Source organism: Acinetobacter sp. G11, from assembly GCF_049808495.1.
GTDB lineage: Bacteria > Pseudomonadota > Gammaproteobacteria > Pseudomonadales > Moraxellaceae > Acinetobacter > Acinetobacter kookii.
On the sequence record NZ_JBNCAT010000033.1, the window covers coordinates 1 to 23437 of the forward strand.

Annotated in this window: 28 protein-coding genes; 16 read left to right on the forward strand and 12 right to left on the reverse strand. The window is 42.6% G+C overall.

Going from position 1 to position 23437, the window contains the following annotated elements; translation table 11 throughout:
• Window positions 1–112: 112 nt before the first annotated feature.
• Together ACPUEY_RS11485 and ACPUEY_RS11490 are read left to right on the forward strand one after the other, a co-directional pair.
• Window positions 113–769, forward strand: coding sequence for a glycoside hydrolase family 19 protein (locus ACPUEY_RS11485; RefSeq protein WP_425122181.1), 657 nt, complete (start codon window positions 113–115; stop codon window positions 767–769).
• A gap of 18 nt (window positions 770–787) precedes the next feature.
• On the forward strand, window positions 788–1321 hold the full coding sequence (locus ACPUEY_RS11490) for a hypothetical protein (RefSeq protein WP_425122182.1): 534 nt from the start codon (window positions 788–790) through the stop codon (window positions 1319–1321).
• A 284-nt stretch (window positions 1322–1605) separates the two neighbouring features.
• Here ACPUEY_RS11490 and ACPUEY_RS11495 read toward each other — a convergent pair whose 3' ends face one another.
• Window positions 1606–2532: a Dyp-type peroxidase gene (locus ACPUEY_RS11495; RefSeq protein ID WP_425122183.1), complete on the reverse strand. Its 927-nt coding sequence runs from the start codon at window positions 2530–2532 to the stop codon at window positions 1606–1608.
• Between the two features lie 163 nt (window positions 2533–2695).
• Between ACPUEY_RS11495 and ACPUEY_RS11500 the strand changes: the two genes are divergently transcribed.
• Window positions 2696–3316, forward strand: a complete 621-nt coding sequence (locus tag ACPUEY_RS11500) for a LysE family transporter (RefSeq protein WP_425122184.1) — start codon at window positions 2696–2698, stop codon at window positions 3314–3316.
• 39 nt (window positions 3317–3355) lie between these two features.
• Here ACPUEY_RS11500 and ACPUEY_RS11505 read toward each other — a convergent pair whose 3' ends face one another.
• Genes ACPUEY_RS11505 through ACPUEY_RS11520 form a run of 4 tightly spaced genes read right to left on the reverse strand, consistent with a single transcriptional unit; the run spans window position 3356 to window position 5895 of the window.
• Complete coding sequence (locus ACPUEY_RS11505) at window positions 3356–3826, reverse strand: DUF523 domain-containing protein (protein WP_159124350.1); 471 nt, start codon at window positions 3824–3826, stop codon at window positions 3356–3358.
• 3 nt (window positions 3827–3829) lie between these two features.
• Window positions 3830–4630 (reverse strand): zinc ABC transporter permease subunit ZnuB, encoded by an 801-nt coding sequence (znuB, locus tag ACPUEY_RS11510; RefSeq protein WP_425122185.1) that lies wholly within the window; start codon window positions 4628–4630, stop codon window positions 3830–3832.
• 3 nt (window positions 4631–4633) lie between these two features.
• Window positions 4634–5425: a zinc ABC transporter ATP-binding protein ZnuC gene (znuC, locus tag ACPUEY_RS11515; RefSeq protein ID WP_425122186.1), complete on the reverse strand. Its 792-nt coding sequence runs from the start codon at window positions 5423–5425 to the stop codon at window positions 4634–4636.
• Complete coding sequence (locus ACPUEY_RS11520) at window positions 5398–5895, reverse strand: transcriptional repressor (RefSeq protein ID WP_092820021.1); 498 nt, start codon at window positions 5893–5895, stop codon at window positions 5398–5400. Before ACPUEY_RS11520 ends, znuC begins: the two co-directional genes overlap by 28 nt.
• A 142-nt stretch (window positions 5896–6037) precedes the next feature.
• Between ACPUEY_RS11520 and ACPUEY_RS11525 the strand changes: the two genes are divergently transcribed.
• From ACPUEY_RS11525 to ACPUEY_RS11570, 10 genes are all read left to right on the forward strand, one after another.
• A complete protein-coding gene (locus tag ACPUEY_RS11525) occupies window positions 6038–6877 on the forward strand; it encodes a metal ABC transporter solute-binding protein, Zn/Mn family (RefSeq protein WP_425122187.1) in 840 nt (279 codons plus the stop codon).
• Between the two features lie 171 nt (window positions 6878–7048).
• Window positions 7049–7441 (forward strand): ATP synthase subunit I, encoded by a 393-nt coding sequence (locus tag ACPUEY_RS11530; protein ID WP_092820019.1) that lies wholly within the window; start codon window positions 7049–7051, stop codon window positions 7439–7441.
• A gap of 111 nt (window positions 7442–7552) precedes the next feature.
• Window positions 7553–8428 (forward strand): F0F1 ATP synthase subunit A, encoded by an 876-nt coding sequence (gene atpB, locus ACPUEY_RS11535; RefSeq protein ID WP_092820018.1) that lies wholly within the window; start codon window positions 7553–7555, stop codon window positions 8426–8428.
• An 82-nt stretch (window positions 8429–8510) separates the two neighbouring features.
• Window positions 8511–8756: a F0F1 ATP synthase subunit C gene (gene atpE / locus ACPUEY_RS11540; RefSeq protein ID WP_000424060.1), complete on the forward strand. Its 246-nt coding sequence runs from the start codon at window positions 8511–8513 to the stop codon at window positions 8754–8756.
• 38 nt (window positions 8757–8794) lie between these two features.
• Complete coding sequence (locus ACPUEY_RS11545; RefSeq protein WP_425122188.1) at window positions 8795–9265, forward strand: F0F1 ATP synthase subunit B; 471 nt, start codon at window positions 8795–8797, stop codon at window positions 9263–9265.
• Window positions 9266–9277: 12 nt separating this feature from the next.
• The gene (locus tag ACPUEY_RS11550) at window positions 9278–9814 is read left to right on the forward strand and encodes a F0F1 ATP synthase subunit delta (RefSeq protein WP_092820016.1); all 537 of its coding nucleotides are present in this window, start codon (window positions 9278–9280) and stop codon (window positions 9812–9814) included.
• A 63-nt stretch (window positions 9815–9877) separates the two neighbouring features.
• Window positions 9878–11422, forward strand: coding sequence for a F0F1 ATP synthase subunit alpha (gene atpA / locus ACPUEY_RS11555; RefSeq protein ID WP_092820015.1), 1545 nt, complete (start codon window positions 9878–9880; stop codon window positions 11420–11422).
• Window positions 11423–11510: 88 nt separating this feature from the next.
• Window positions 11511–12380 carry a F0F1 ATP synthase subunit gamma gene (atpG, locus tag ACPUEY_RS11560; protein WP_086196638.1) on the forward strand — a complete coding sequence of 290 codons (870 nt, stop codon included), beginning with the start codon at window positions 11511–11513 and terminating at the stop codon, window positions 12378–12380.
• 29 nt (window positions 12381–12409) lie between these two features.
• On the forward strand, window positions 12410–13804 hold the full coding sequence (gene atpD, locus ACPUEY_RS11565; RefSeq protein ID WP_092820014.1) for a F0F1 ATP synthase subunit beta: 1395 nt from the start codon (window positions 12410–12412) through the stop codon (window positions 13802–13804).
• Window positions 13805–13830: 26 nt separating this feature from the next.
• Window positions 13831–14250: a F0F1 ATP synthase subunit epsilon gene (locus tag ACPUEY_RS11570; protein WP_086196636.1), complete on the forward strand. Its 420-nt coding sequence runs from the start codon at window positions 13831–13833 to the stop codon at window positions 14248–14250.
• A 192-nt stretch (window positions 14251–14442) separates the two neighbouring features.
• On the opposite strand, the gene ACPUEY_RS11575 is transcribed toward ACPUEY_RS11570, so the two are convergent.
• Complete coding sequence (locus ACPUEY_RS11575; RefSeq protein WP_425122189.1) at window positions 14443–15381, reverse strand: hypothetical protein; 939 nt, start codon at window positions 15379–15381, stop codon at window positions 14443–14445.
• A gap of 353 nt (window positions 15382–15734) precedes the next feature.
• Here ACPUEY_RS11575 and ACPUEY_RS11580 point away from each other — a divergent pair, with 353 nt between their 5' ends.
• Together ACPUEY_RS11580 and adhP are read left to right on the forward strand one after the other, a co-directional pair.
• Window positions 15735–16028 carry a hypothetical protein gene (locus ACPUEY_RS11580; RefSeq protein WP_425122190.1) on the forward strand — a complete coding sequence of 98 codons (294 nt, stop codon included), beginning with the start codon at window positions 15735–15737 and terminating at the stop codon, window positions 16026–16028.
• Window positions 16029–16412: 384 nt separating this feature from the next.
• Window positions 16413–17444 (forward strand): alcohol dehydrogenase AdhP, encoded by a 1032-nt coding sequence (adhP, locus tag ACPUEY_RS11585; RefSeq protein WP_092820011.1) that lies wholly within the window; start codon window positions 16413–16415, stop codon window positions 17442–17444.
• A gap of 75 nt (window positions 17445–17519) precedes the next feature.
• On the opposite strand, the gene ACPUEY_RS11590 is transcribed toward adhP, so the two are convergent.
• The 5 genes from ACPUEY_RS11590 to ACPUEY_RS11610 form a co-directional block, all read right to left on the reverse strand.
• Entirely contained in the window at window positions 17520–18131 is a 612-nt protein-coding gene (locus tag ACPUEY_RS11590) for a hypothetical protein (RefSeq protein ID WP_425122191.1), read from the reverse strand.
• Between the two features lie 162 nt (window positions 18132–18293).
• Window positions 18294–18677, reverse strand: a complete 384-nt coding sequence (locus ACPUEY_RS11595) for an RcnB family protein (protein ID WP_261182603.1) — start codon at window positions 18675–18677, stop codon at window positions 18294–18296.
• Window positions 18678–19154: 477 nt separating this feature from the next.
• On the reverse strand, window positions 19155–19700 hold the full coding sequence (locus ACPUEY_RS11600; RefSeq protein WP_131273466.1) for a glutathione peroxidase: 546 nt from the start codon (window positions 19698–19700) through the stop codon (window positions 19155–19157).
• Between the two features lie 150 nt (window positions 19701–19850).
• Window positions 19851–20393, reverse strand: a complete 543-nt coding sequence (locus ACPUEY_RS11605) for a hypothetical protein (RefSeq protein WP_425122192.1) — start codon at window positions 20391–20393, stop codon at window positions 19851–19853.
• A 199-nt stretch (window positions 20394–20592) separates the two neighbouring features.
• Entirely contained in the window at window positions 20593–21345 is a 753-nt protein-coding gene (locus ACPUEY_RS11610) for a helix-turn-helix transcriptional regulator (RefSeq protein ID WP_131273464.1), read from the reverse strand.
• A 182-nt stretch (window positions 21346–21527) separates the two neighbouring features.
• Here ACPUEY_RS11610 and ACPUEY_RS11615 point away from each other — a divergent pair, with 182 nt between their 5' ends.
• The gene (locus ACPUEY_RS11615; protein ID WP_425122193.1) at window positions 21528–22442 is read left to right on the forward strand and encodes a DMT family transporter; all 915 of its coding nucleotides are present in this window, start codon (window positions 21528–21530) and stop codon (window positions 22440–22442) included.
• Between the two features lie 418 nt (window positions 22443–22860).
• Here ACPUEY_RS11615 and ACPUEY_RS11620 read toward each other — a convergent pair whose 3' ends face one another.
• A complete protein-coding gene (locus ACPUEY_RS11620; protein WP_261182601.1) occupies window positions 22861–23430 on the reverse strand; it encodes an L-threonylcarbamoyladenylate synthase in 570 nt (189 codons plus the stop codon).
• Window positions 23431–23437: the final 7 nt, after the last annotated feature.

Below are 23437 nucleotides of genomic sequence, written 5' to 3' on the forward strand. Positions count from 1 at the left end.
TTTACTGCTTCAATTTTGAATTCTTCAGGATATCGTTTACTGCTCATAAGCACCTCGTTAATTAGCCATTTTATCTAACTAAAAGGTGTCTACAAAATTAGTGGCTATTCAAATGTGGCCCAAAGCTGATCCTGAAAAAATGAAGCCTATTTTAGATGAATTAAATAGAGATCTAATTGGCTATAAGCTAGATACTAGATTAAGACAAGCTCATTTTATGGCTCAGGTTAGACAAGAAGTAGGGTCTTCATTTTCATTAAGGGAACAAGTTGAATATATGGGGGCAGCAGCGTTAAAACAAATCGGATACTATAGAACACATCATAAAGATGCGGATATAGATGGATATAAAAAAGGTAAAGGACCTGCAAATGGAGAAGTAATTGCTAACCGTATGTATGATGATAATTATAGAGGAGAAAAATATAAATTAGGTAATACCTCTCCAGGCGATGGTTGGAAATATTTAGGACGAGGATTAAAACAGTTAACAGGTAAGTCTAATTACCAAGATTTAACTAATATGTATTCAACTATATGGCCAGATGAAAAAGTGGATTTTGTAAAAAATCCAGAATTAATCGAAAAGCCTAAATATGCTGTAAGATCTGCTATTCGCTTTTGGCTAAAATATAAGTTATATGATGTAGCTGATAAAGGAGCGGAGGGAGTACAAGTGGATGCTATTACTAATATAATCAATAAAGCTACAGATTCATATGCTGCTCGTCGTCAGCATTTTATCCATGCTTATAAAATTTTTATTTAATGGGAGTGGGACTATATAATGAAAAAAAAATCATTAATTATTTTTTTAAGTATATTAAATTCTTTTTTTTCTCAGAATTTATTTGCAAAAAATCAGTGTACCCAAAGTGAAATTATTAATTTAAGAATTTTTGAGAAAAATAATTATAAAATATATAGTTATTCTTGTAGTACAAGTGAAGGTATCTATTTAAAAAATTTTTTAGGAAATTCAAATAAAAGAATTTTTTTAAATGAATTTGCTGATTTTGCGGCTAAAGAATCTCCTGAACTTCTAGCAGTAAGCGTATACAAGGCAAGGATCCCAAAGCCTCCAATTTTAATAACAATTCATAGAGCATATTATTGCTGTACTCCCCAGTTAGAGGGAAATATTTATAAAGTTAATCTTTATCAAATTATTGGAAATAAAAATAATTTTTCAATAAGAGATGTAACAAATATATTTGGTGAAAATTCAGAAGGTTTTGAGGGGCAATCGGAGGGGCAAGTTTTTTATAAATATAAAAATATTGCATCTATAAAAGAATGGCTTGAAGTAAATTATAAATAATAAGCTAATTTTAGAGGTTACAGAAGACAATGAGATATAATTTAATAGTATTTAAATTTGTGAAAAAGGAAATTTTTTCGTTACTGAAGTTCAAGTATAAAAAGAAAAAGTATTAAAGGTGATGATATCCAGAATTACTTATGCAAAAAATGCGGTAGGTAGTTTATTGAAGAGCATAATTTGATTTATATGGACTGTAATTATAAAGTGAAAAAGACTTTAATTAAAAACTAAAGTCTTAAGCAAATATCGGTAACTGTCAGATCAGGTTTGAGCTAGTACAGTTAAATTAACCTTTCCAAAACCTCTTCCAGCAACTCTTCACTCGGCGCAAAGTAATAAGCCCCGTCCATTGGTGTTACAAAGTGAAGCAGGCGGTCATGAATACCGTCACCAGCTGTACCAAACATATGTTCCAGCATATGGTCAATAATGTTTAAGTTTTTGGTATAGGCAATAAAGAACAAGCCTTGGTCACCTCGGCCTTCGCCATAAGGAAGGGAGTGACGTAAAATTTCCATTTCGTCGCCTTTATCATCTTCAATCACAACACGGGCAATGTGGGCATTTTCCGGTTTCACCTCATCATCCAGTTCAATCGACTCTAACTTGGTTCGACCCATCACATTTTCCTGTGCATCGACTTTTAATTTTTTCCATTTTTCCAGGTTGTGTGCATAGCGCTGTGCAAATACAAATGAACCATCAGCAAAAACTCCGGCATCTTCACCGATTAAAGCGACTTCGGCACGGTCATCGGGGAATTGCGGATTTTCCGTACCATCGATAAAGCCGGTAATGTCACGCCCGTCGAAATAACGGAAACATACCCGCTCATCCAGTACCTCAACTTTGTCTTGAATGCCTTCAAAAAAGGACTGGCTTAAGGCAAAACAGATGTCTGCACGTGCACTGGCAATATGAATCAGCAGATCTGCTGAAACAACAGGCATCTGGAATGCACCTTGAATGGGATCTAACTGCTTAAAGCCGGCAGGAGTTTGATGATAAAGTCTTGTCCAAAGCTCCGGACCAAAGGCGACGCCTGTTTTAATCTGTGCATTCGGATGTTGCGTGATTAAACGGTCACGTGTGCTAAATAAATCTGCAAGTTTTTCTTTTAACTCTTCAATCGTTAAGTCTTTTAAACGTAAAACAATAAACCGGGCATGATCTGAAGGTAACGGTAAAATTACAGATTGGGCAGTCATACATGGCTCCTAACAATTTTTATAAAATACGTGGCTGGCTTTATTGTGCCTTATCACTGCCAAGGTGAATAGTCCAATACCTATTTTTTGATGATCAATTTTTCAAGCATTTAAAAGATGAAAAGTCATATAATAAGCCGGTCTTTTTATCTCCTTGTCTTTTATGTCTTACCAAGTTTGGCTTGCCTATATGCTGGCATGTTGGGTCATCAGCATTTCTCCTGGAGCAGGTGCAATTGCTTCAATGTCCAGTGGTCTGAATTATGGTTTTCGCCGTGGCTATTGGAATGCACTGGGTTTACAGCTGGCACTTTTAGTGCAAATCGCGATTGTTGCTGCAGGGGTAGGGGTGCTATTTGCCACCACACCTTGGGCTTTTCTGGTGGTGAAATGGTTTGGGGTGTTGTATTTGTTATATCTGGCTTATTTGCAATGGAGAGCACCTGCACAGTCTATTGAAATTCAGCAGGAACAGCCAAATAAATCGATTCCTAAACTGGTCTTGTATGGCTTTCTGGTCAATATGAGTAATCCCAAGGCAATTGTATTTTTGCTGGCAGTATTACCGCAATTTCTGGACTTATCTAAACCGCAATGGATTCAGTATGTGATTATGGCCGCGACTATGGTAACGATTGATCTGATTGTGATGGCAGGTTATACCGGTCTGGCTGCCAAGGTTCTGCGTCTTCTGAAATCGCCAAAACAGCAGAAAGTCATGAATCGAACTTTTGCCAGCTTGTTCGCTGGAGCTGCGTTTTTATTGAGTTTGGTGCATCAGTAGGGAAACCTCTCCTTAAAGGAGAGGAAATTTAACGATCTCTTAAAGAATCATCTGTAAAAATTCATCTTCAGTCATGACCTCCATACCATGCTGTTTAAGTAATGCTGCTGTGACCCCATCACCTTGAATTTTATTTCCAGTAAATGAACCATCATAAATCAGCTTGCTGCTACAAGAAGGGCTATGGGCTTTGAGGATGGCATGTGTCGCTTGAAATCTTTGGGCAAGATCTAAAGCGGCATAGGCGCCTTTGATAAAGGCATCGGAAACATCTGTACCATTTATATCTATAACATGAGCTTGGTACAGCAGCACCTCTCGACCATCGCCAGATTGAATCTCTGCTGCGGGTCGAGGTATAGGCAAACCACCACTGACTTCAGGGCAAATCGTGACATATTGATCCGGCAATAAATAATCGACCAACTCTTTTACCAGACAGTCGCGACCATCATAACGAACCTTGTGTCCGAGCAAGCAGGCACTAATTAGATAAAATTTACCTGCCATGTCTTAAGCCAGTTTTTTAAACTTCTGTAGGATAAAAATAACGGCAAACAACCCTGACATGGTCAGCACAATGGTCAGACCTGTTGACGTATTCAGACCTGCACTTGACCAGAGCCCGACTGTCACACCAATTTGCGCAATCACAAAAGCCCAAAGCACCATCTGTTTCGGCGAGTTTGCCAGCAAACGTGCCGTTAATGCCGGAATCACCAGTAAAGCGCCCATCAACAATGAACCGACCGCACGCAAAGCCAATACGGTAAAAAGGGCCAGCAGCAACATAAACACCAGACGTTGCCATTTGGCATTTACGCCTTCGCTCACCGCCATATCCGGGTCAATCGCAATCTGAATTTGGGCTTTCCAGTTTGTATACAGCACTGCTAAAGCGGCAATGATCACCAGTGCAAACACCGGTAAGTCTGACCAGGAAATTTGCAGCAGATCTCCAAACAGATAGCTCAGCAGTTCAGGTCTTAGGCTTGGAATATGTTGAATAAACAGTAGGCCCGAGCAGAGCAGGGTGGCTGAACATAAAGCCAATAAGGCATCATTCGGCAAGCGCGGGTCATGCAGTACCCATAAAATGGCCACCAGTAAAAAGGCCAGAAAGCTCACCCCTAACCATAACGGCAGGCTCAAAGCACCTGCAATCGCTACGCCCAATAAAGTGCCATGTGCCATGGTATCGGCAAAAAAAGACATCCGTCGCCATAACATTAAACAGCCCAGCGGAGCCGTCAGAAACACCAACAGGGTTCCCATGGTCCATGCAGGTAACAAGAGTTGTAACCATTCCATCATGGCTTAAGCTTCCGGTTCAGGGTGAATATGTGGGCGAGAATCGTGCTGGCAAGGTGTCGCAGAGTCACCATGCGCGCAATGGTCATGATGATGCTGATAGAACACGCGGTTGGTACCGAAAATGGCCTGATATTCCGGGTGCTGCTGCACGTTTTCCGGCAAGCCGCTACAGCAGATGTGTTTATTTAAACACACGACCCGATGTGTACCCTGCATCACCCATTGCAGGTCATGGGAGACCATCAACACGGCACAGCCATATTTAATCGGCAGGCTTCTGACATATTCATACAGTTCGGCTTCAGACTGAATGTCCAGACCCTGCATCGGTTCATCCAGCACCAGTACATTGGGCAAACGCAATAAAGCCCGTGCCAGTAACACCCGTTGCCGTTCCCCGCCTGAAAGCTGCTGAACTTTACAATCCTGCAATTTGGTAATGCCAGTATCGCGAATAATTTCTGCTTTGATATCCGCATCGCAGTGTTCTAAAGCCAGTAAATCCTGCACACGCAAAGGCAGACTGTGTGATGGATTAAACTTTTGCGGCACATAGGAAAACTTGAGTTTTTTATGGCTATGAATTTTGCCTGAATTGGCTTTTACAATCCCCAACAGCACTTTAATCAGGGTAGATTTTCCCGCGCCATTCGGACCGATCAGCGTGACAATTTCCCGCTCATGCAAGGCGAAATCCACATTCTTTAAGATGTCGCGGTCATCAATCCGCACGCTGATTTTATCCAGGGCAATCAGCGGATTGACGGTTACTGTTTGTTGTGGCACTGCTGACATATCCCGGAAATTTCAATAATACTGTGTTGTGCAGTAAATTGATCAGAGGCTGAAAGTTCATCTAACTGTTTTAATAAACCCTGAGCCGAGGCTTCTTTTACATTCTTGCAAACAGTACAGATTAAAAATGCCGCCTGATGTCCTTCACGCGGATGACAACAAGGAATATAGGCATTAATCGAAGTTAAACGATGGATTAAGCCTTTTTCCAGTAAAAAGTCCAAAGTGCGATATACGGTCGGTGGCGCAGCAGGACGGTCAGATTCGCTCTTGATTTTAGCCAGCAAGTCATAGGCACCCATGGGACCGCTGGCATTTAGAATCAGTTCCAGCACTTCTTTGCGTAATGGGGTTAAGCGTGCGCCAGTCATTGCACAGAGACTTTCTGCTTCAGCAAGGCGTGTTGCTATATTATGATGGTCATGTACGCCATGTAATGCATTGTGATGTTCGTGCGAACATAAGCTCATAGCAAAACCTCAAGTGCGAAATTTATAAAAATCAAAGGACATTAAATCTTAACATGAAGCAATACCGGTTTCGATTAAACGTAGGTATTTTTGTCAATTTGTTATATTATAACACTTATTGAGTATTTGGTGATTTTCTTCTATGTCCCGTTTCTTTGCATTTTGTGCGCTAGCCTTATTCAGTAGCTTTGGCTGGACACAAAGTCTGGTGGTTTCTACGCATCCAATTTATCTGATTGCTCAGGAAGTGACTCAGGGTTTGGAGAAGCCTGTGCTCTTGCTGGGGGATCAGTCTGGACATGACGTTACCCTGACGCCAGCGCATCGCAAAGCCATTCTGGACGCCTCACTGGTGATCTGGCTGGGTAAGGCACATGAAGCGCCGCTGAACAAGCTGTTATCCGATACGCCCAAAGCGATTGCCATTCTGGATTCAGGGATTGTGCAAACCCTGCCGCAGCGTACTACCCGTGGTGTGGCGTTGAACAATACGGTCGATACGCATGTGTGGCTAGATCCCAACAATGCGGTACGCATCGGCTTTTTTATTGCAGCCCTGCGTTCACAGCAATTACCGGAATATAAAGAAGCCTACTGGGCCAATGCCAAACGCTTTGCCCAAGAGATGCTGCTGAGTGCACAGCAATACAATAGCAATGCTACAGTGAAACCTTATTGGGCATATCACGATGCCTATCAATATCTGGAACGCGCTTTAAACCTGAAGTTTTCCGGTGCATTGACCGATGATCCGCATGTGGCGCCGACCATCGCACAAATCAAGTATTTAAATGACAGCCGTCCAAGTCGCAATATGTGTCTCTTGGCAGAAGGACATGCCAGCAAAAACCAATACCAGAAACTGAATCCGATTACCTTCCAGGCCGTTGATGAAAGTATGGGCGGGGAAGGGGATTTTGTGCTGGCGTGGAAGAAACTTGCCGATCAAACCTATAAGTGTGTACAAAACGCACGGAAATGATGCAAAAATTAAGCAGCAATGGATGAGTTGGAAAGCGATTTATGCAACGAAAAAAATCCGACTTAGGTCGGGAAAAGATTGCATGTTCAGGGGTGTAACTCTATAATGCCTGCGATTAAAAACGATCATCAGCTAAATTTGTCAAGCATGAATGCTGTGAGTGAATAAATAATGAGCCGAACTAGTCGCATGATTGACCGACGATTAGCGAAAGCTTTAGTCATTTTACAAGCATGCATGATTCCTGTTTCAGCCTTGATAGCGTGGGTCGTGAAAGACTCAACTGCAGCTTACAGCGCCGCACTTGGTGCGTTGGTGTGCTGGCTTGCAAGTTGTTATTTTTCTTGGCAATCGTTTCGAGCAGCAGGTGCACGGGCTTCAAAACAGGTTCTGTCGAACATGTATAGAGGCTTGATGGGCAAGTTTGCAATTGTGATTGTTGGTTTCATTTTAATTTTAAGCACTGTCAAACCGTTGTCAGCGGTGGCATTGTTTTGTGGATTTATACTTGTTCAGACGATGACGTGGGTCGCACCTTTTTGGGCGTCACGACTCCGGAAATAAGTTTAAACACAACAAAAAATTGAAAAGTTTTTTAGGAGATGAACGAGATATCAGGCAGCACGCGATGTTCGTTCTCTCTATTTAGTATTTGACATTGACCAGGTGTGATTTATGGCTGCTGAAGAACATGCCCTTACTTCGACCGAGTACATCAAGCATCACTTGACCAATTTAACCTATGGCAAAATGCCTGATGGTTCTTGGAAATTGGCTGAGACTGCTGATGAAGCTCAACAGATGGGGTTCACTGCTATTCACTTGGATTCAATGGGTTGGTCTATCACTCTCGGTGTGGTTTTCTGTTTGTTGTTCTGGTTAGTAGCGAAAGCTGCAAACGCTGGTGTTCCTACCAAGTTCCAGTCTGCAATCGAAATGATCATCGAGTTTGTTGACTCAAGTGTCCGCGACACTTTCCATGGCAAGTCACGCTTAATTGCACCACTTGCACTGACCATTTTCGTGTGGATTTTCCTCATGAACGCAATGGACTTGATCCCGGTTGACTTTATCCCGTATACAGCTCAACTGATCGGTGCAAATGTATTTGGCATGGACCCGCATCACGTTTACTTCAAGATCGTTCCATCTACTGACCCTAACGTTACCCTTGGTATGTCATTGTCGGTATTTGTGCTTATCTTGTTCTATAGCATCCGTGAAAAGGGCATCGGCGGTTTCGTCGGCGAGTTAGCACTCAACCCATTTAACCCAAGTAACCCAGTTGCAAAAGCGTTGCTCATTCCAGTGAACTTGATTCTGGAACTCGTAACATTCCTTGCACGTCCAGTTTCATTGGCTCTACGACTTTTCGGTAACATGTATGCAGGTGAGTTAATCTTCATCCTCATCGCGTTATTACCGTTCTGGATCCAGTGGGCGTTGTCTGTGCCTTGGGCGATCTTCCACATTCTTGTTATTACGTTACAGGCGTTCATTTTCATGATGCTGACTATCGTATACTTGAGTATGGCTAGCGAAAAACATTAATGGTATTGCCTGACTGTCAAAGGATGGTTGGGCTTAATTTTTTACTTTAATTTGGTATATACCTAACCTCTGAGGAATTATCATGGAACTCACTTTAGGTCTAGTTGCAATTGCATCTGCTATCTTGATCGCTTTCGGTGCTTTAGGTACTGCGATTGGTTTTGGTCTTTTAGGCGGTCGCTTCCTTGAAGCTGTTGCTCGTCAACCAGAATTGGCTCCACAACTTCAAACTCGTATGTTCTTAATCGCGGGTCTTCTTGATGCTGTGCCTATGATCGGTGTTGGTATTGGCTTGTTCTTCATCTTCGCTAATCCATTTGTAGGTTAATCAGCTTAATTCCTAAATTAAACCATTGAGGAATAGCAATGAATATCAACCTCACATTGATTGGCCAAGCGATTGCATTTGCGATTTTCGTCGCATTCTGCATGAAGTTTGTATGGCCACCACTAATCAATGCGATTAGTGAGCGTCAGCGTAAAATCGCTGATGGCTTAAACGCTGCTGAAAAAGCAAAAGCTGACCTTGCCGATGCGCAAGCTCAAGTGAAAGCTGAATTAGACGCAGCTAAAGCACAAGCGGCTCAATTGATCGAACAAGCGAACCGTCGCGGTGCGCAATTGGTAGAAGAAGCGCGTACTCAAGCAGCTGCTGAAGGTGAGCGTATTCGTCAACAGGCGAAAGAAGCTGTTGATAGTGAAATCAATGCTGCTCGCGAAGAATTACGTCAACAAGTTGCTGCTCTTGCAGTTGCCGGCGCAGAAAAAATTCTGACCCAGCAAGTTGACGCAGAAGCTCACAATGCCATGCTGACTCAGCTGGCTGCTAAACTTTAAGAGAGGCGGATTATGGCTGAACTCTTGACGTTGGCACGCCCATACGCTAAAGCAGCATTTGCTTACGCTTCTGAGCAAGGTGCAACTGACGCTTGGTCAAATGCATTAACTTTGCTCAGTGCTGCGGTGCAAGACGAAGCATTTTCAGCTTACTTAAATCGCCCTGAGCTTACTCCTGCAGAGCAGGTGAGTCTTTTTGCTAAAGTTTTAGGTGAAGATCAAACCGCAGCAGTGTCAAACTTTTTGACATTGCTTGCTGAAAATGACCGTTTGACTCTTCTTCCTGAAATTGAAGCAGAATACGAACAGCTCAAATCACAGAATAACAACACTGTGGATGTTGTGATTGAATCAGCATTCCCATTGTCTTCTACACAAGAACAAGTACTTGCAGATGCGTTGAAAAAACGCTTTAACGCTGCGGTAAATGTTTCTGTAGAAGTTAAACCAGAATTAATTGCTGGTGTAGTTATTCGTGCAGGCGACCAAGTGATAGATGATTCTGCGCTTAACAAGCTTGAAAAAATGCGGACTCGTCTTCTTGCGTAATTATTGATAAAAAATTACTGCGTAAAAGAAGACTGAACTTTAAAAAGATTGAGGTATAGCGCAATGCAACAACTGAATCCATCCGAGATCAGTGCGCTCATTAAACAGCGTATCGGCGATCTGGACACCAGCGCGACCGCTAAGAACGAAGGGACCATTGTTATGGTTTCCGACGGTATTGTGCGTATTCACGGCCTTGCTGATGCAATGTACGGTGAAATGATCGAATTCGACGGCGGCTTATTTGGTATGGCACTGAACCTAGAACAGGATTCAGTGGGTGCCGTTGTCTTAGGTAACTACTTAAGCCTTCAAGAAGGTCAAAAAGCGCGTTGCACAGGTCGTGTATTAGAAGTTCCGGTTGGTCCAGAACTTTTAGGCCGTGTAGTAGATGCTTTGGGTAACCCGATTGATGGTAAAGGCCCTATTGATGCAAAACTTACTGATGCTGTTGAAAAAGTAGCACCAGGCGTAATTTGGCGTCAATCAGTGGATGAACCTGTACAAACTGGTTATAAATCAGTAGATACAATGATCCCTGTAGGCCGTGGTCAACGTGAGTTGATCATTGGTGACCGTCAAACTGGTAAAACAGCAATGGCGATCGATGCGATCATCGCTCAGAAAAACTCTGGCATTAAATGTGTATACGTAGCTATTGGTCAAAAACAATCGACTATTGCTAACGTAGTGCGCAAGCTTGAAGAAACTGGCGCTATGGCGTACACAACTGTTGTAGCTGCAGCTGCAGCTGATCCTGCAGCAATGCAGTATCTGGCTCCTTATGCTGGCTGTACAATGGGCGAGTACTTCCGTGACCGCGGTGAAGACGCGCTTATCATTTATGATGACCTGTCTAAACAAGCTGTTGCTTACCGTCAAATTTCATTGCTTTTACGTCGTCCACCAGGTCGTGAAGCATATCCTGGTGACGTATTCTATTTACACAGCCGTTTACTTGAACGTGCTTCTCGTGTATCTGCTGACTACGTTGAGAAATTCACTAACGGTGAAGTTAAAGGCCAAACTGGTTCATTAACTGCATTGCCGATTATTGAAACTCAAGCCGGTGACGTATCTGCATTCGTACCAACAAACGTAATTTCGATTACTGATGGTCAGATCTTCCTTGAAACATCATTGTTCAACGCGGGTATCCGTCCTGCTGTGAACGCGGGTATCTCTGTATCTCGTGTTGGTGGTTCTGCTCAAACCAAGATCATCAAGAAATTGTCTGGTGGTATCCGTACCGCTTTGGCGCAATACCGTGAATTGGCAGCGTTTGCTCAGTTCGCTTCTGACCTTGACGAAGCAACTCGTAAGCAACTTGAACATGGTCAACGTGTAACTGAATTAATGAAGCAAAAACAATATGCTCCTTACTCAATTGCTGACCAGGCTGTTTCAATTTATGCATCTAACGAAGGCTACATGGCTGACGTTGAAGTGAAGAAAATCGTTGCATTTGATGCTGCGTTAATTGCTTACTTCCGTTCAGAAAATGCTGCGTTAATGCAAAAAATCGATGAAACTGGTGATTACAACAAAGACATCGAAGCTGCAATCAAAGCAGGTATTGAAAGCTTCAAAGCGACTCAAACTTACTAAGTTTCAACTTTGTTGAATTTAGTTCTGGTTTGGTTCACGGATCAACCTTCGGAAGCTCGAAAGAGCTTTCGAATACTAGGTTAAGCGTATGGCAAATTTAAAAGAAATTCGCGCCAAAGTAGCTAGTATCAAAAGCACGCAGAAAATTACTCGCGCGATGCAGATGGTAGCAGCTTCTAAGATGCGTCGTGCGCAAGAGCGCATGGCTCAGGGCCGTCCGTATGCCGAAAATATGCACCGTGTAATTGCTCATTTGGTACAAGCGAACCCTGAATACAAACACCGTTATATGGTTGAACGCCCGGTTAAGCGCGTTGGCTATATCATTGTGTCATCAGATCGCGGCCTTGCTGGTGGTTTGAACATTAACCTGTTCAAGAAAGTGGTTAAACACGTCCAACAGCAACAAGAGCAGTCAATTGAAGTTCAATTTGCTTTAATTGGTCAAAAAGCGGTTTCGTTTTTTAAAAACTACGGCGGTAAAGTGCTTGGTGCAACTACAAACGTAGGTGATGCGCCAAGTCTTGAACAGTTAACTGGTTCTGTACAGGTGATGTTGGACGCTTATGATAAAGGCGAGTTAGATCGTATTTATCTGGTGTCAAACGGCTTTGTCAATGCCATGACTCAAAACCAAAAGATCGAACAGCTCGTTCCTTTAGCAGCTGCTGAAGAAAGCGAAGGCCTGAACCGTCAATACGGTTGGGACTATATCTATGAACCAGAAGCTGAAGAGCTTTTAAATGGTTTATTGGTTCGTTACATCGAGTCTATGGTTTATCAAGGCGTGATTGAAAACATCGCGTGTGAACAGTCTGCGCGTATGGTTGCAATGAAAGCTGCAACAGATAACGCGGGTGAGCTGATCAAGAGCCTACAACTTATTTATAACAAGCTGCGTCAAGCCGCGATTACTCAGGAAATTTCTGAGATCGTTGGTGGTGCCGCTGCCGTTTAACATTATTAGTTTGAATTGAGGAGACAGCAATGAGTAGCGGTCGTATCATTCAGATCATCGGCGCGGTTATCGACGTCGAGTTTGAACGTAACAGCGTTCCTAAGATCTATGACGCTCTCCAAGTTGACGGTACTGAAACTACTTTAGAAGTTCAGCAACAACTTGGTGATGGCGTAGTTCGTACCATCGCAATGGGATCTACAGAAGGTCTTAAACGTGGTTTGAACGTAACTAACACTGGCGCGCCTATCTCTGTACCTGTAGGTACTGCATGTTTAGGCCGTATCATGGACGTTCTTGGTCGCCCTATCGACGAAGCTGGTCCAGTTGCAACTGAAGAACGTTTGCCGATTCACCGTCAAGCACCTTCTTATGCTGAACAAGCAGCATCTACTGACCTTTTAGAAACTGGTATTAAAGTCATTGACTTACTTTGCCCGTTTGCTAAAGGTGGTAAAGTTGGTCTGTTCGGTGGTGCCGGTGTTGGTAAAACTGTAAACATGATGGAGTTGATTAACAACATCGCTAAAGCGCACTCAGGTTTATCTGTGTTTGCTGGTGTTGGTGAGCGTACTCGTGAAGGTAACGACTTCTATCACGAGATGAAAGACTCTAACGTACTTGACAAAGTAGCGATGGTTTACGGTCAGATGAACGAGCCACCGGGTAACCGTTTACGCGTAGCGTTGACTGGTTTGACCATGGCTGAGTACTTCCGTGACGAGAAAGACGAAAACGGTAAAGGCCGTGACGTACTATTGTTCGTAGACAACATCTACCGTTATACACTAGCGGGTACTGAAGTATCAGCACTTCTAGGTCGTATGCCATCTGCAGTAGGTTACCAACCGACTCTTGCAGAAGAGATGGGTGTTCTTCAAGAACGTATTACATCGACTAAGTCTGGTTCTATTACGTCAATCCAAGCGGTATACGTACCTGCCGATGACTTAACAGATCCATCGCCTGCTACTACCTTCGCTCACTTGGACGCAACTGTAGTATTGAGCCGTGACATCGCATCTTCTGGTATTTACCCAGCGATCGATCCACTTGACTCTACTTCACGTCAGTTAGATCCATTAGTTGTAGGTACTGAGCATTACGAAATTGCTCGTTCAGTTCAAAACGTTCTTCAACGTTATAAAGAACTGAAAGACATTATCGCGATTCTTGGTATGGACGAATTGGCTGAAGAAGACAAACTTACTGTATACCGTGCACGTAAGATCCAACGTTTCTTCTCTCAACCGTTCCACGTAGCTGAAGTGTTTACTGGTGCTCCTGGTAAACTTGTACCGCTTAAAGAAACAATTCGTGGCTTTAAAGGTCTTCTAGCTGGTGAATACGATCACATCCCAGAACAAGCGTTCTATATGGTTGGTGGTATTGACGAAGTGATTGCTAAAGCCGAGAAACTTTAATTAGCTACCTAATTTAGGAGATTCTCATGGCGACTATGCAATGTGACGTTGTAAGTGTTAAAGAGTCTTTGTACTCAGGCACTGTAACTATGCTAATTGCTAAAGGTGCTGGCGGTGAGTTGGGTATTATGCCTGGCCATGCTCCGCTGGTAACTTTACTCAAGCCGGGCGCAATCCGCGTTCTGCTTGAAAACGGTACAGAAGAGTTAATCTATGTATCTGGTGGTGTACTAGAAGTTCAACCGCACGTTGTTACTGTACTTGCAGACACTGCAGTACGTGCTGACAACCTTGATGAAGCAGCAATTATTGAAGCTCGTAAACAAGCTGAACAATTGCTAGCAAATCAAAAGAGCGACTTGGACTCTGCTGCTGCTCTTGCTGCTCTTGCAGAAACTGCTGCTCAGCTGGAAACCATCCGCAAAATCAAAAACCGCGCTCAATAAGACACGGTTCGAGATTGAAAAAACCACCCGAAAGGGTGGTTTTTTTTATTTGAAGATAGAGTGGTCAAAATGTTTTGTACTTGAAAACAAGTCTTTAAAAATTAGCTTTAAGCTATCGTTTTTCAATTTTTTCTACTTTCCCCAAGAAATGATTCCTGCTTAAAAAGCAGAGTGAATTTTCTATATTTAATTCTATTTTTCTTTAAAGAAAGCCTGTCTGAGCTGACCCAATAACAGATCACTTACCTTGTCGTCTTGAATCTTAATCTGTTGCTTTAATTTTTCAGCTTTTGGTGGGTCTTCCGGAACGATAATTTCTTCTCCAACTTGATCGGCATATGAAATAGGCCGAGCGTTTGCCGTGACCAGATTGGATGAAGCGGAATATTCGACATGCCAAAGCTGAGTTGAAAGCGCCATGATGTATTGATATTCATCCGTATCTGGCTGAAAACGTTTATACAGTTGTAAATCTTGCAACGCTTCTAAACGATCCCCTGGGGCAGTGGAGGAAGGATTTTGCCATTCGGCAATGATCGGGTGAAGCTCATGTTGCATCAAATGGTAATCAAGCCAGTCGCCAAGCAGGCTGTGGTCAATATCTGCAACATAATCGCTGTCTTGCTGGATCAACTGTTGCAGGCGTTGCAATACGCTCACTTCTTGCTGTTGAAGCGCGTAACGTGCTTCAATGTTCAGTTGTTCCAATTCGTTAATTGGCACATCTAGAAAACGTTGTTGCTGTTCAAAAGCCTCTACAATATTGCTTTGATGGACATTATTCCATTGTTGCAAGGCATGAATTTCCAGCTGTTGAATTTCTTTAAATGCTTTGCTTTTGTAGTGACTGAGTTTAATACGCTGGATATTTTGTTGATTAAATTCAATTCGTTGTTTGATGTATTCAACATACGGACCAGTTTGCTTTGGGCTGACCGATTGGATGACATCCACCAATAACAACTGCTGTTGTTGATTATGTTTGAGCCAGTCTTGAATCAGTTGGACATCTTTTACGGGTCGAGAAAAAAATTGATTTAAGCGTGGGATGGTTTTTTCAGGCATGATGAAATGCAATACGCCATAAGCCATGATTACGAAACAGACCACCACTAGAATCATTTTTTTCATATTATAAAATATTTTTCTGTGCTTTCTATTTGTACATATTATAGGAAAAACGAGAAGTAGCTAACGTTTTTTAATAAAAACATCAATTATATACAGGGAAAATAGAAAATAGCGCAGTACCCATAATGTCGAGCTTAAAAGGCTTATCCATTCTTTCCTTTAAACTCGCTATCTCTAATTTTTAGATGATTTATAGTTTTCGTTTAGAACAATTGGTTTTTGCTGGGTTATTTCAAGCCAAAGAATTTGGATTCCCTTTCAGCAGTACAGAAATAACATCTAAAGTTGCATATCTTATCAGCAGGGATTGGGTATAGATTGAAAGTATCTATTTTGCACGCTGATGGTTTTAGATGAACCTTATTGAACATGAACCGCACTTTTGGGAACTCTACCAAGACAATATCCATTATTATCTCAGCATTGCCGTCGACATGAGTTCAGTGGTGTCCTGCTGGGACCTGGTATTAACGCAGAATGAAATCCTGGCTTATAAACAGCAGGGTCGAAAGAGTATTGAGGAACTGGCAAAATCCATGGTTGCTTCTGCATATAAGGGTGATTTTTCTGCTATGGAAAGCCGTCTAGCCTCGTCTAAAGAAAAACAGGCGATACAGGCCGCTTTCAAACAATGGCATGCACAGTAAGATTCATGAATCGATAAGGATGAACCTCATCGCTAAGATGGAAAACTCACCCTTAACAATTATCTTCACTCTATAAATCTCAGTAAAAATTTTAGCTAAACTCGACATTTTTAATTTGTATCAGTTGCCTGAATCCCGGCTTTGCAAGACTGGCTATGCCTTGCTGTTATTTATAGCCGTACAAGGGATTTTTTCAAATAGGCTCCAACTAAGAAATAATCATTTTACAGCCGGCAACCCTTGTACTGCTGAATGGCAAGTGCATCTAAAGTGATCAAATCCGATACAAATCCCCTCATTTTGATGATTTATTGTTCGATATAGTGGAGCTGTGGCTCCTCCAACAAGAGTCTTCTCAGTATGTGTAATATGGAGAACATCAATATGACAAATACAATGAAAGCCGCGGTGGTTACGGCATTTAACCAGCCGCTGCAAATACAAGAGCTGGAAATTCCGAAAATCAGTCCAGGCAAAGTACTGGTGAAAATTATTGCAACAGGTGTTTGTCATACCGATCTGCATGCCATGCATGGGGATTGGCCGGTAAAGCCGACTTTACCTTTTGTTCCCGGACATGAAGGCGTGGGTGAAGTCATTGAAGTTGGTGAGGGAATAGAACATTTAAAGGTGGGTGATATTGTTGGTGTTCCGTGGCTGTATTCTGCATGTGGTCATTGTGATCATTGCTATGCTGGCTGGGAAACCTTGTGCAAGAAACAGCAAAATTCGGGTTATTCAGTGAATGGAAGTTTTGCTGAATATTGCCTGGCAGATGGTGACTACGTTGGTGTAATTCCGGAAGGGGTTGACCTGCTGGAAATCGCCCCGATTCTGTGTGCTGGCGTGACAGTCTATAAAGGTTTGAAAATGACCGAGGCCAAAACCGGGGACTGGGTGGCCATTTCCGGAATTGGTGGCCTAGGCCATGTGGCAATTCAGTATGCCAAGACCATGGGTTTTAATGTGGTGGCAATCGATGTGGATGATTCTAAACTGGAACTGGCCAAAAACTTGGGTGCCGATGTAGCCATTAATGCCCGGAACGTGGACGTCAAGGAAGAAGTCATGAAAGCCACGGGTGAGGGTTGCCACGGGGTTTTGGTGACCGCAGTATCACCAAAGGCATTTGAACAGGCGGTGGCAATTGTTCGTCGTGGTGGTACGATGGTTTTAAACGGTTTGCCAGCAGGAACCTTTGACTTGTCGATTTTTAATATGGTGCTGGAAGGGATTACCGTGCGCGGTTCGATTGTCGGAACGCGTCTGGACTTGAAAGAAGCACTGGATATTGCAGCGCGCGGCAAGGTTAAGGCGCATATCCATGTTGAACCGCTTGAAAATATTAACGATATTTTTGAACGTATGGAGCAGGGTAAAATTGATGGCCGTATCGTAATTGATATGAGACTTTAATCTTCAATTTAAACAGACCAATTCTGCAGGACCCTGAATTGGTCTTTATTTTTAGAGGCTTTATTTACAGGAGAATTAACTTTCCTGATTGGATTCATTTTGCCCTGAATTATTCTGACCTTCAGGAATCATCATGCCGGCCAGTTTAATCATTTCCATCTGGATCGTACCCATCTGTTGTTCAATTTTCTTGAAATCGACCTGAGTCAAGTCAAGCTCGCCATTTAAAAACGGCGTAGCCAGTACTTGCTGATTGGCCTGCATCAAATTTTGACGAATGGAATCAATTTCCTGACTTTTCAGGTTCAGGCTGCTGAGTGCCTGGTCAAAGCCTTTTAACTGGGTTTTTAAGGATTCTGCAGTGTTTTGTAATTGCTGCTGGTCATGATTGGAAACCGCTGCTTCTAAATCCGTTTGGGTCTGTTTGAGCTGTTCAATATAGTTACCGGTTTTCAATTGCATATCGGCAACATCACGGACGATATAAAACATGTTGCTGCTTTTCAGTTCGGCTGTAGCTGAAGGTTCTGTAGCAGACTGGGTAGAGACCTGTTCGGAGACTTCGCTGGAAGGTGACGTTTCATTTTCTGTTGCATCCAGTTTATTGGCCTGTTCACAACCAATCAACAAAAGGCCCGCACTAAACATCACAAAAGGAGAAACCGCATTTTGGATGAATTTTTTCATATCTCTTTCATTTCAGCTTCAATCAATACCTCACAATATGGGGACAAAATGTGGAGAAAAAACTGATTGTTGCAAAGCAATAACAAATATTTTAAATATCAGCGGATAGGTGATTAAAAAAGAGCGCCGCAGCGCTCTTCAGATTTAGACAATTTACCCAAATCAATTTGACATAATTTTCACAATACTGTGATTAAGCGTGTTAATCAGGACATAGTCTCCATTAACGCGAATCCAGCGCTGATTTTTGCCCGGTTTGCTCAGATTTTTATAACGCTTATGATCAATGGTGTAGCCTTGACCATAATAATGTGAAGGCAGGGCCTGGCCTGCTTTCCAGTCGCGGGATGGTTTTAAAACCCGGTCCTGTACCATGTCATGATGACGCTGTTCAGCGTGCTGCTGGCCATGTGTATTACCCGAATGCATATTTTGGGCATGACTGTTATTTTCGTGGGCATGAGCAGGTGGCGCAGCGATTGCTGCAGGTGCTGCGAGCACGGCAGTGGTTAAAGCAAAGAGTCCAGCGTGGACTAGTTTTTTCATGGATTTACCTATATTTAAAATAGCGATCTGCCAATATTTTTATTTCACCCCTAAGTTAAAGAGAAAACGTGAATAATCTATTGTATAAATGTAACTTGCCAGCTGCTCTGAAGCACGGATGACATGGAATTCTCCGAATCATTTCCTTGACTTGAGTCTGCCAATTTCTCTTTGCTTGCTGATCAGGAATTTTTCCAAGGGGTAGGGCAATCGGTTTTCATTATCCGTAAGTAGCTTGTTTTGTCTGGTGATGATTTTGATCGGCATCTCATATAGGGCAGCTTATTTCACCCGTGTGATGATAAAAACTGGGGATAAGAAGGGGATAGAAATGGCCTGACCTTCGCCCGGTTCTGGGCCATGTTTAACCGATTTCATGGCTGGACGGTTTTTTGAAAAGTAAAATAATTATATAAAAAATAAAGCCGGCTTCAGCTTGAATTAAACAAGATGAGCCGGCCGGTCTAGAACATGCTTTTATTTGGCAAGTTCAGCATTAACCGCATCAACAATACGCGGATCATCGGCTGTGATGTCGGGGGCAAAGCGTGCAACCACTTCACCTTTTTTATTGATCAGGAATTTTTCGAAGTTCCATAACACTTCAGGCGGCTCATTTGGAGTCAGGCCATAATCGACCAGGTCTTTCCACCAAGGCCCTTCGCCGATACGTTCAGGAATGGCCTGGGTCAGGGTTTGATAAAGCGGGTGCTTGTCTTCCCCTGCGACGGAAATTTTAGAAAATAGTGGAAAATCCACCTGATAATTCACAGAGCAGAACTCCTGGATTTCTGCATCTGAACCCGGTTCCTGCGCTAGGAAGTTATTGGCCGGAAAACCTAAAATCTCTAGTCCCTGGTCTTGCTTTTCTTTATACAGTTTTTGCAGACCTTCATATTGTGGGGTTAAACCGCATTTAGATGCGACATTCACCAACAGCAAAACTTTGCCTGTATATTGATTTAAGGTGATGTCCTGTCCGGCAATGGTCTTGACGGGAATGTCATAAACAGATTGGCTCATAGAAAGTCCTTGAATATTTAAACTTGAATGACTGCTTTGTTTTAAAGCTTATTGGGTCAATCGACAAGTCTTTATTGATATCTCGCCAGAAATCTTTCATGCCGGGCAAAGAAAAACAGGCCAATTGACCTGTTTTTATCATGCAATGCATTATTGTGCGGTTTTGACTTTGTTTTCCAGAGCCTGCATGTCGGCGACCAGTTCTTTTTGCAATTGCATCGCCCGGTTTCGCAGTTCATCAATTTTTTTCATATCCGGTTTTTCCGCTATGCTTTCTTCGGAAAGTTCGATACCCAGATTATTGGACTCTTTGATTTTTTCCCGCACTTTGTCTAGCTCGGTACTTTTCAGGGCTAAAGCATCCAGGTCCCGGTTAAAGTTGGCAATATAAGTTTTCATTTCTGCAACGGTCGTGCGTAGACTGGCTTTATCACCTTTTTGCGCAGCCTGATTGGCTTTATTCTGTAAGTCTAAAGCCTCTTTGGAACGATTTTGGGAGAGGGTCTGGATTTCAACTAAATCATTTTTAATATCTTTGAGATTGTTTGTACTTAATGCTACGGTCGCAGGTGGTGGAGTTGCAGGGGAGGAAGGTGTGGCTGCTGACGATGCGGGTGCTTCATTGGGTTTTTTATCACAGGCTGTTAATGCCAGAGCGGCAACACAGAGTGAAGCCAGTAATGGTGTTTTCATATCGCATCCTTATAGATCCAATGACAACATCAGACCTAACTATTTAAAAAAATTAAAGACGTGAAGAAATATATTCTAGAGACACCCTTCAATAGCGTGCTGTCATCAAAATGGCATAGGACTTTAGCCCGTGACTAGGGCATTTTTGTTGTGAAGCTGCTGCAAATTGCAAAGCAGGTGATTTAAGTTCATATAAGGATTAGATATCACGCAGTTGTGCAGGTGTCTGTTCGGTATATCGTTTAAAAAACTCAATAAAGCTGGAACTGTGCTGATAACCCAGCTCATAGGCCAGTTTCTTCACTGTCTTGCCTTGGCGAATTTGAGCGATCGCATATAAAATTTTGGCCCGATTGCGCCATTCGGATAAGCTCAATTGCAATTCTTGCTGGCTCAGGCGCAGTAAATGCCGTTCGCTCATCGGCAAGCCGTTAAGAAGCTGCTGCAAACTCTTTTGAAATAGCTGTGGATCGGCTAATTGCTGCAATAGCGGCTTAAGCAAAACATGGTTGGTTTGCGGTAAATAGTGATCATATGCTGTTGCAGTTTTGAGTTGATCCATCAGTACCAGTAATAAGTGCTGATAATGCAGTGTGGTTATCCCCTGTTGTTTTTGTTCTAGGATTTCATGCACCAAATGCCGCAGAAAGGGGCGAATACTTAAGGTTTTGGTATCCGGGGCGAAATGCCGACATAAACACGGATGTACCCGAATACAGACATAGTGGGTGATTTGTTCATCCAGTGCGATAGAGGTATGGGCTGTTTGTGGCGGGAGCCAGAGGCCATAGTTCGGTGGCGACAGATAAATCTGTCCTTCAATTTCATATTCTAAAATACCATTCAAACTAAAATTGAAATCACCCCATAATGAACTGTGTGGCGCAATAACTTCATCTTTCTGATAAAAGAAATCATCCACTTCTATATAGTTTTGAATCTGCTTAAGCATGTGAATGTCCTTGATTTTTATGTCTGCGTCTATTCATGCCTGAAAGAGCTTGGCAGTCATTTCAATTGTCACATCCCATTCTTCCGTGTCCTGAGCGCAGTATTAATGTCTGAAATTCGATATTCTAATTATTTCAGACTTCAGTAAAAATAAAAACTGAACATTCAGACATGGTACAGGGCATGACACAGCAACACAAAACAGTCTGGTGGGCATTCACTTTGCCATTACTCGCCGTTTTAATCTGGTCCATGAATATTACCGTAACACGCTATGTGGCGGACTATATTTCACCTGTCAGTATCAGCTTCTATCGCTGGCTGGTGGCTTTTGTGGTGTTAACCCCATTTATGCTGGGCAAGGTCTGGCGTGAACGACAGCTGGTTTTGGCGCACTGGAAACAGCTGGCAGTACTGGGGGCTTTTGGCATGGTGCTGTATCAGGGTCTGGGTTATAGCGCAGCGCATTATACTACGGCTACCAATATGGGCATTATCAATGCCTTTATTCCGGTATTTACCATCTTTGTGTCCATGCTCATGCTGAAGGACATTCCCAACCGTTTTGCCGTTGTAGGCAGCATGCTGTCTTTTGCCGGTTTGCTCTATGTCATGGCACAAGGGAATTTCAGCCAACTTGTGCAGTCCGGAGGGCATCTGGGCGATGTGATGATGGTGCTGGCGGTGTTTTTTTATGCCTTTTATGGGGTTTTTCTGAAAAAGTGGCAACTGCAGATTCCCTTGCTGATTAGCCTGTATGTACAGATTATTTTTGCCCTGCTTTACCATTTGCCCTTCGTTTTATACTTGGGGCTGGATGCAATTGATCAACACAATGTAAGCAGTGTGCTGTATGCCGGTATTTTCCCCTCTTTAATTGCACCACTGGTGTGGATGCTGGCGGTACAGATAATCGGGCCGAATCGTACCAGTATTTTTATGAATTTAATGCCGGTCTGTACGGCCATTATTGCCAAACTTTGGTTGGGTGAAGCATGGACGATTTACCACAGTATTGGAGGACTGGTCATTTTATCGGGCATTTTATTGGCTCAGAAAAAAGAGAGCATTCTTAAAACAGCCAAGTTAAATACATAAGGGTTAAATAATGGATTAAAAAACAGACAAACGAATTGGTTTTTAACAATTATTTTTTATGGAAATAAAGTCTGAGTAATGAGTATAAAAAGCATTTTAAATGGATGTTTTGCTAAAAGATAATTAAAAAATAGTGAGATAATTTAAATTGTTAATAAAAAATGATAACTATTTGATAGTTTTTAACTGCCTTTTTAGATAAATAATATATTTGTATAAAGAAATCAGTTAATACATAATATTTATATCGTGAATGTTTAAGTTATTCTTAACAATCTTTAAACCTTCGCAATCAGATTCACAGACCCTCTGGATGTGATTTACGCACATCCTTTTTATGCTCAACCGTCCCTATATGGTTGAGCTTTTTTTTGCCTGAAAATAATGTTCAGCACGCATCATACCAAAATGACCCGCATTAAGCGCGGATCACTTCACCTGTTTCAGCATCCATAATACGGCTAGGTTCTTTGCTCAAACCCAAATCGCCATTTAAATAATCCAGCTGACTGGAAAAATACTGGCTGGCTTCCTGAAGGGAGCGGGCAGGGCTTCCCCCTGCAGGATTGGCACTGGTCGAAACAATAAACCCGTTAAAGGCATTGCAGAGCGCAACGCATAAGGGATGTGTGGTGACCCGTACCGCTACTTTGGGATGATTGCCTTTAATCCATGCCGGAATATGGTTGCCTGCAGGTAACAGCCATGTGGTTGCACGTTCAGTAGGCGAGCGATGGCTCCAGGAATCAATGACCTGTTGGCGCATTTCTGCGGTCAGCGGTTTTAACAGAGGTTCGACTTGTGCAATTTGCGCTGCCAGTAAAATTACCCCTTTTTCAATAGGACGTTGCTTTAAGCGTAAAATTTCCAAGAACGCTTGTTCGTTAAAAGGATCACAGCCTAAGCCCCAAACTGCTTCTGTAGGATATGCTAAAACATGTCCCTGTTTTAAACATTGAGCAGCTTCGGCAACAGAGGTGGTAATCATCAGATTT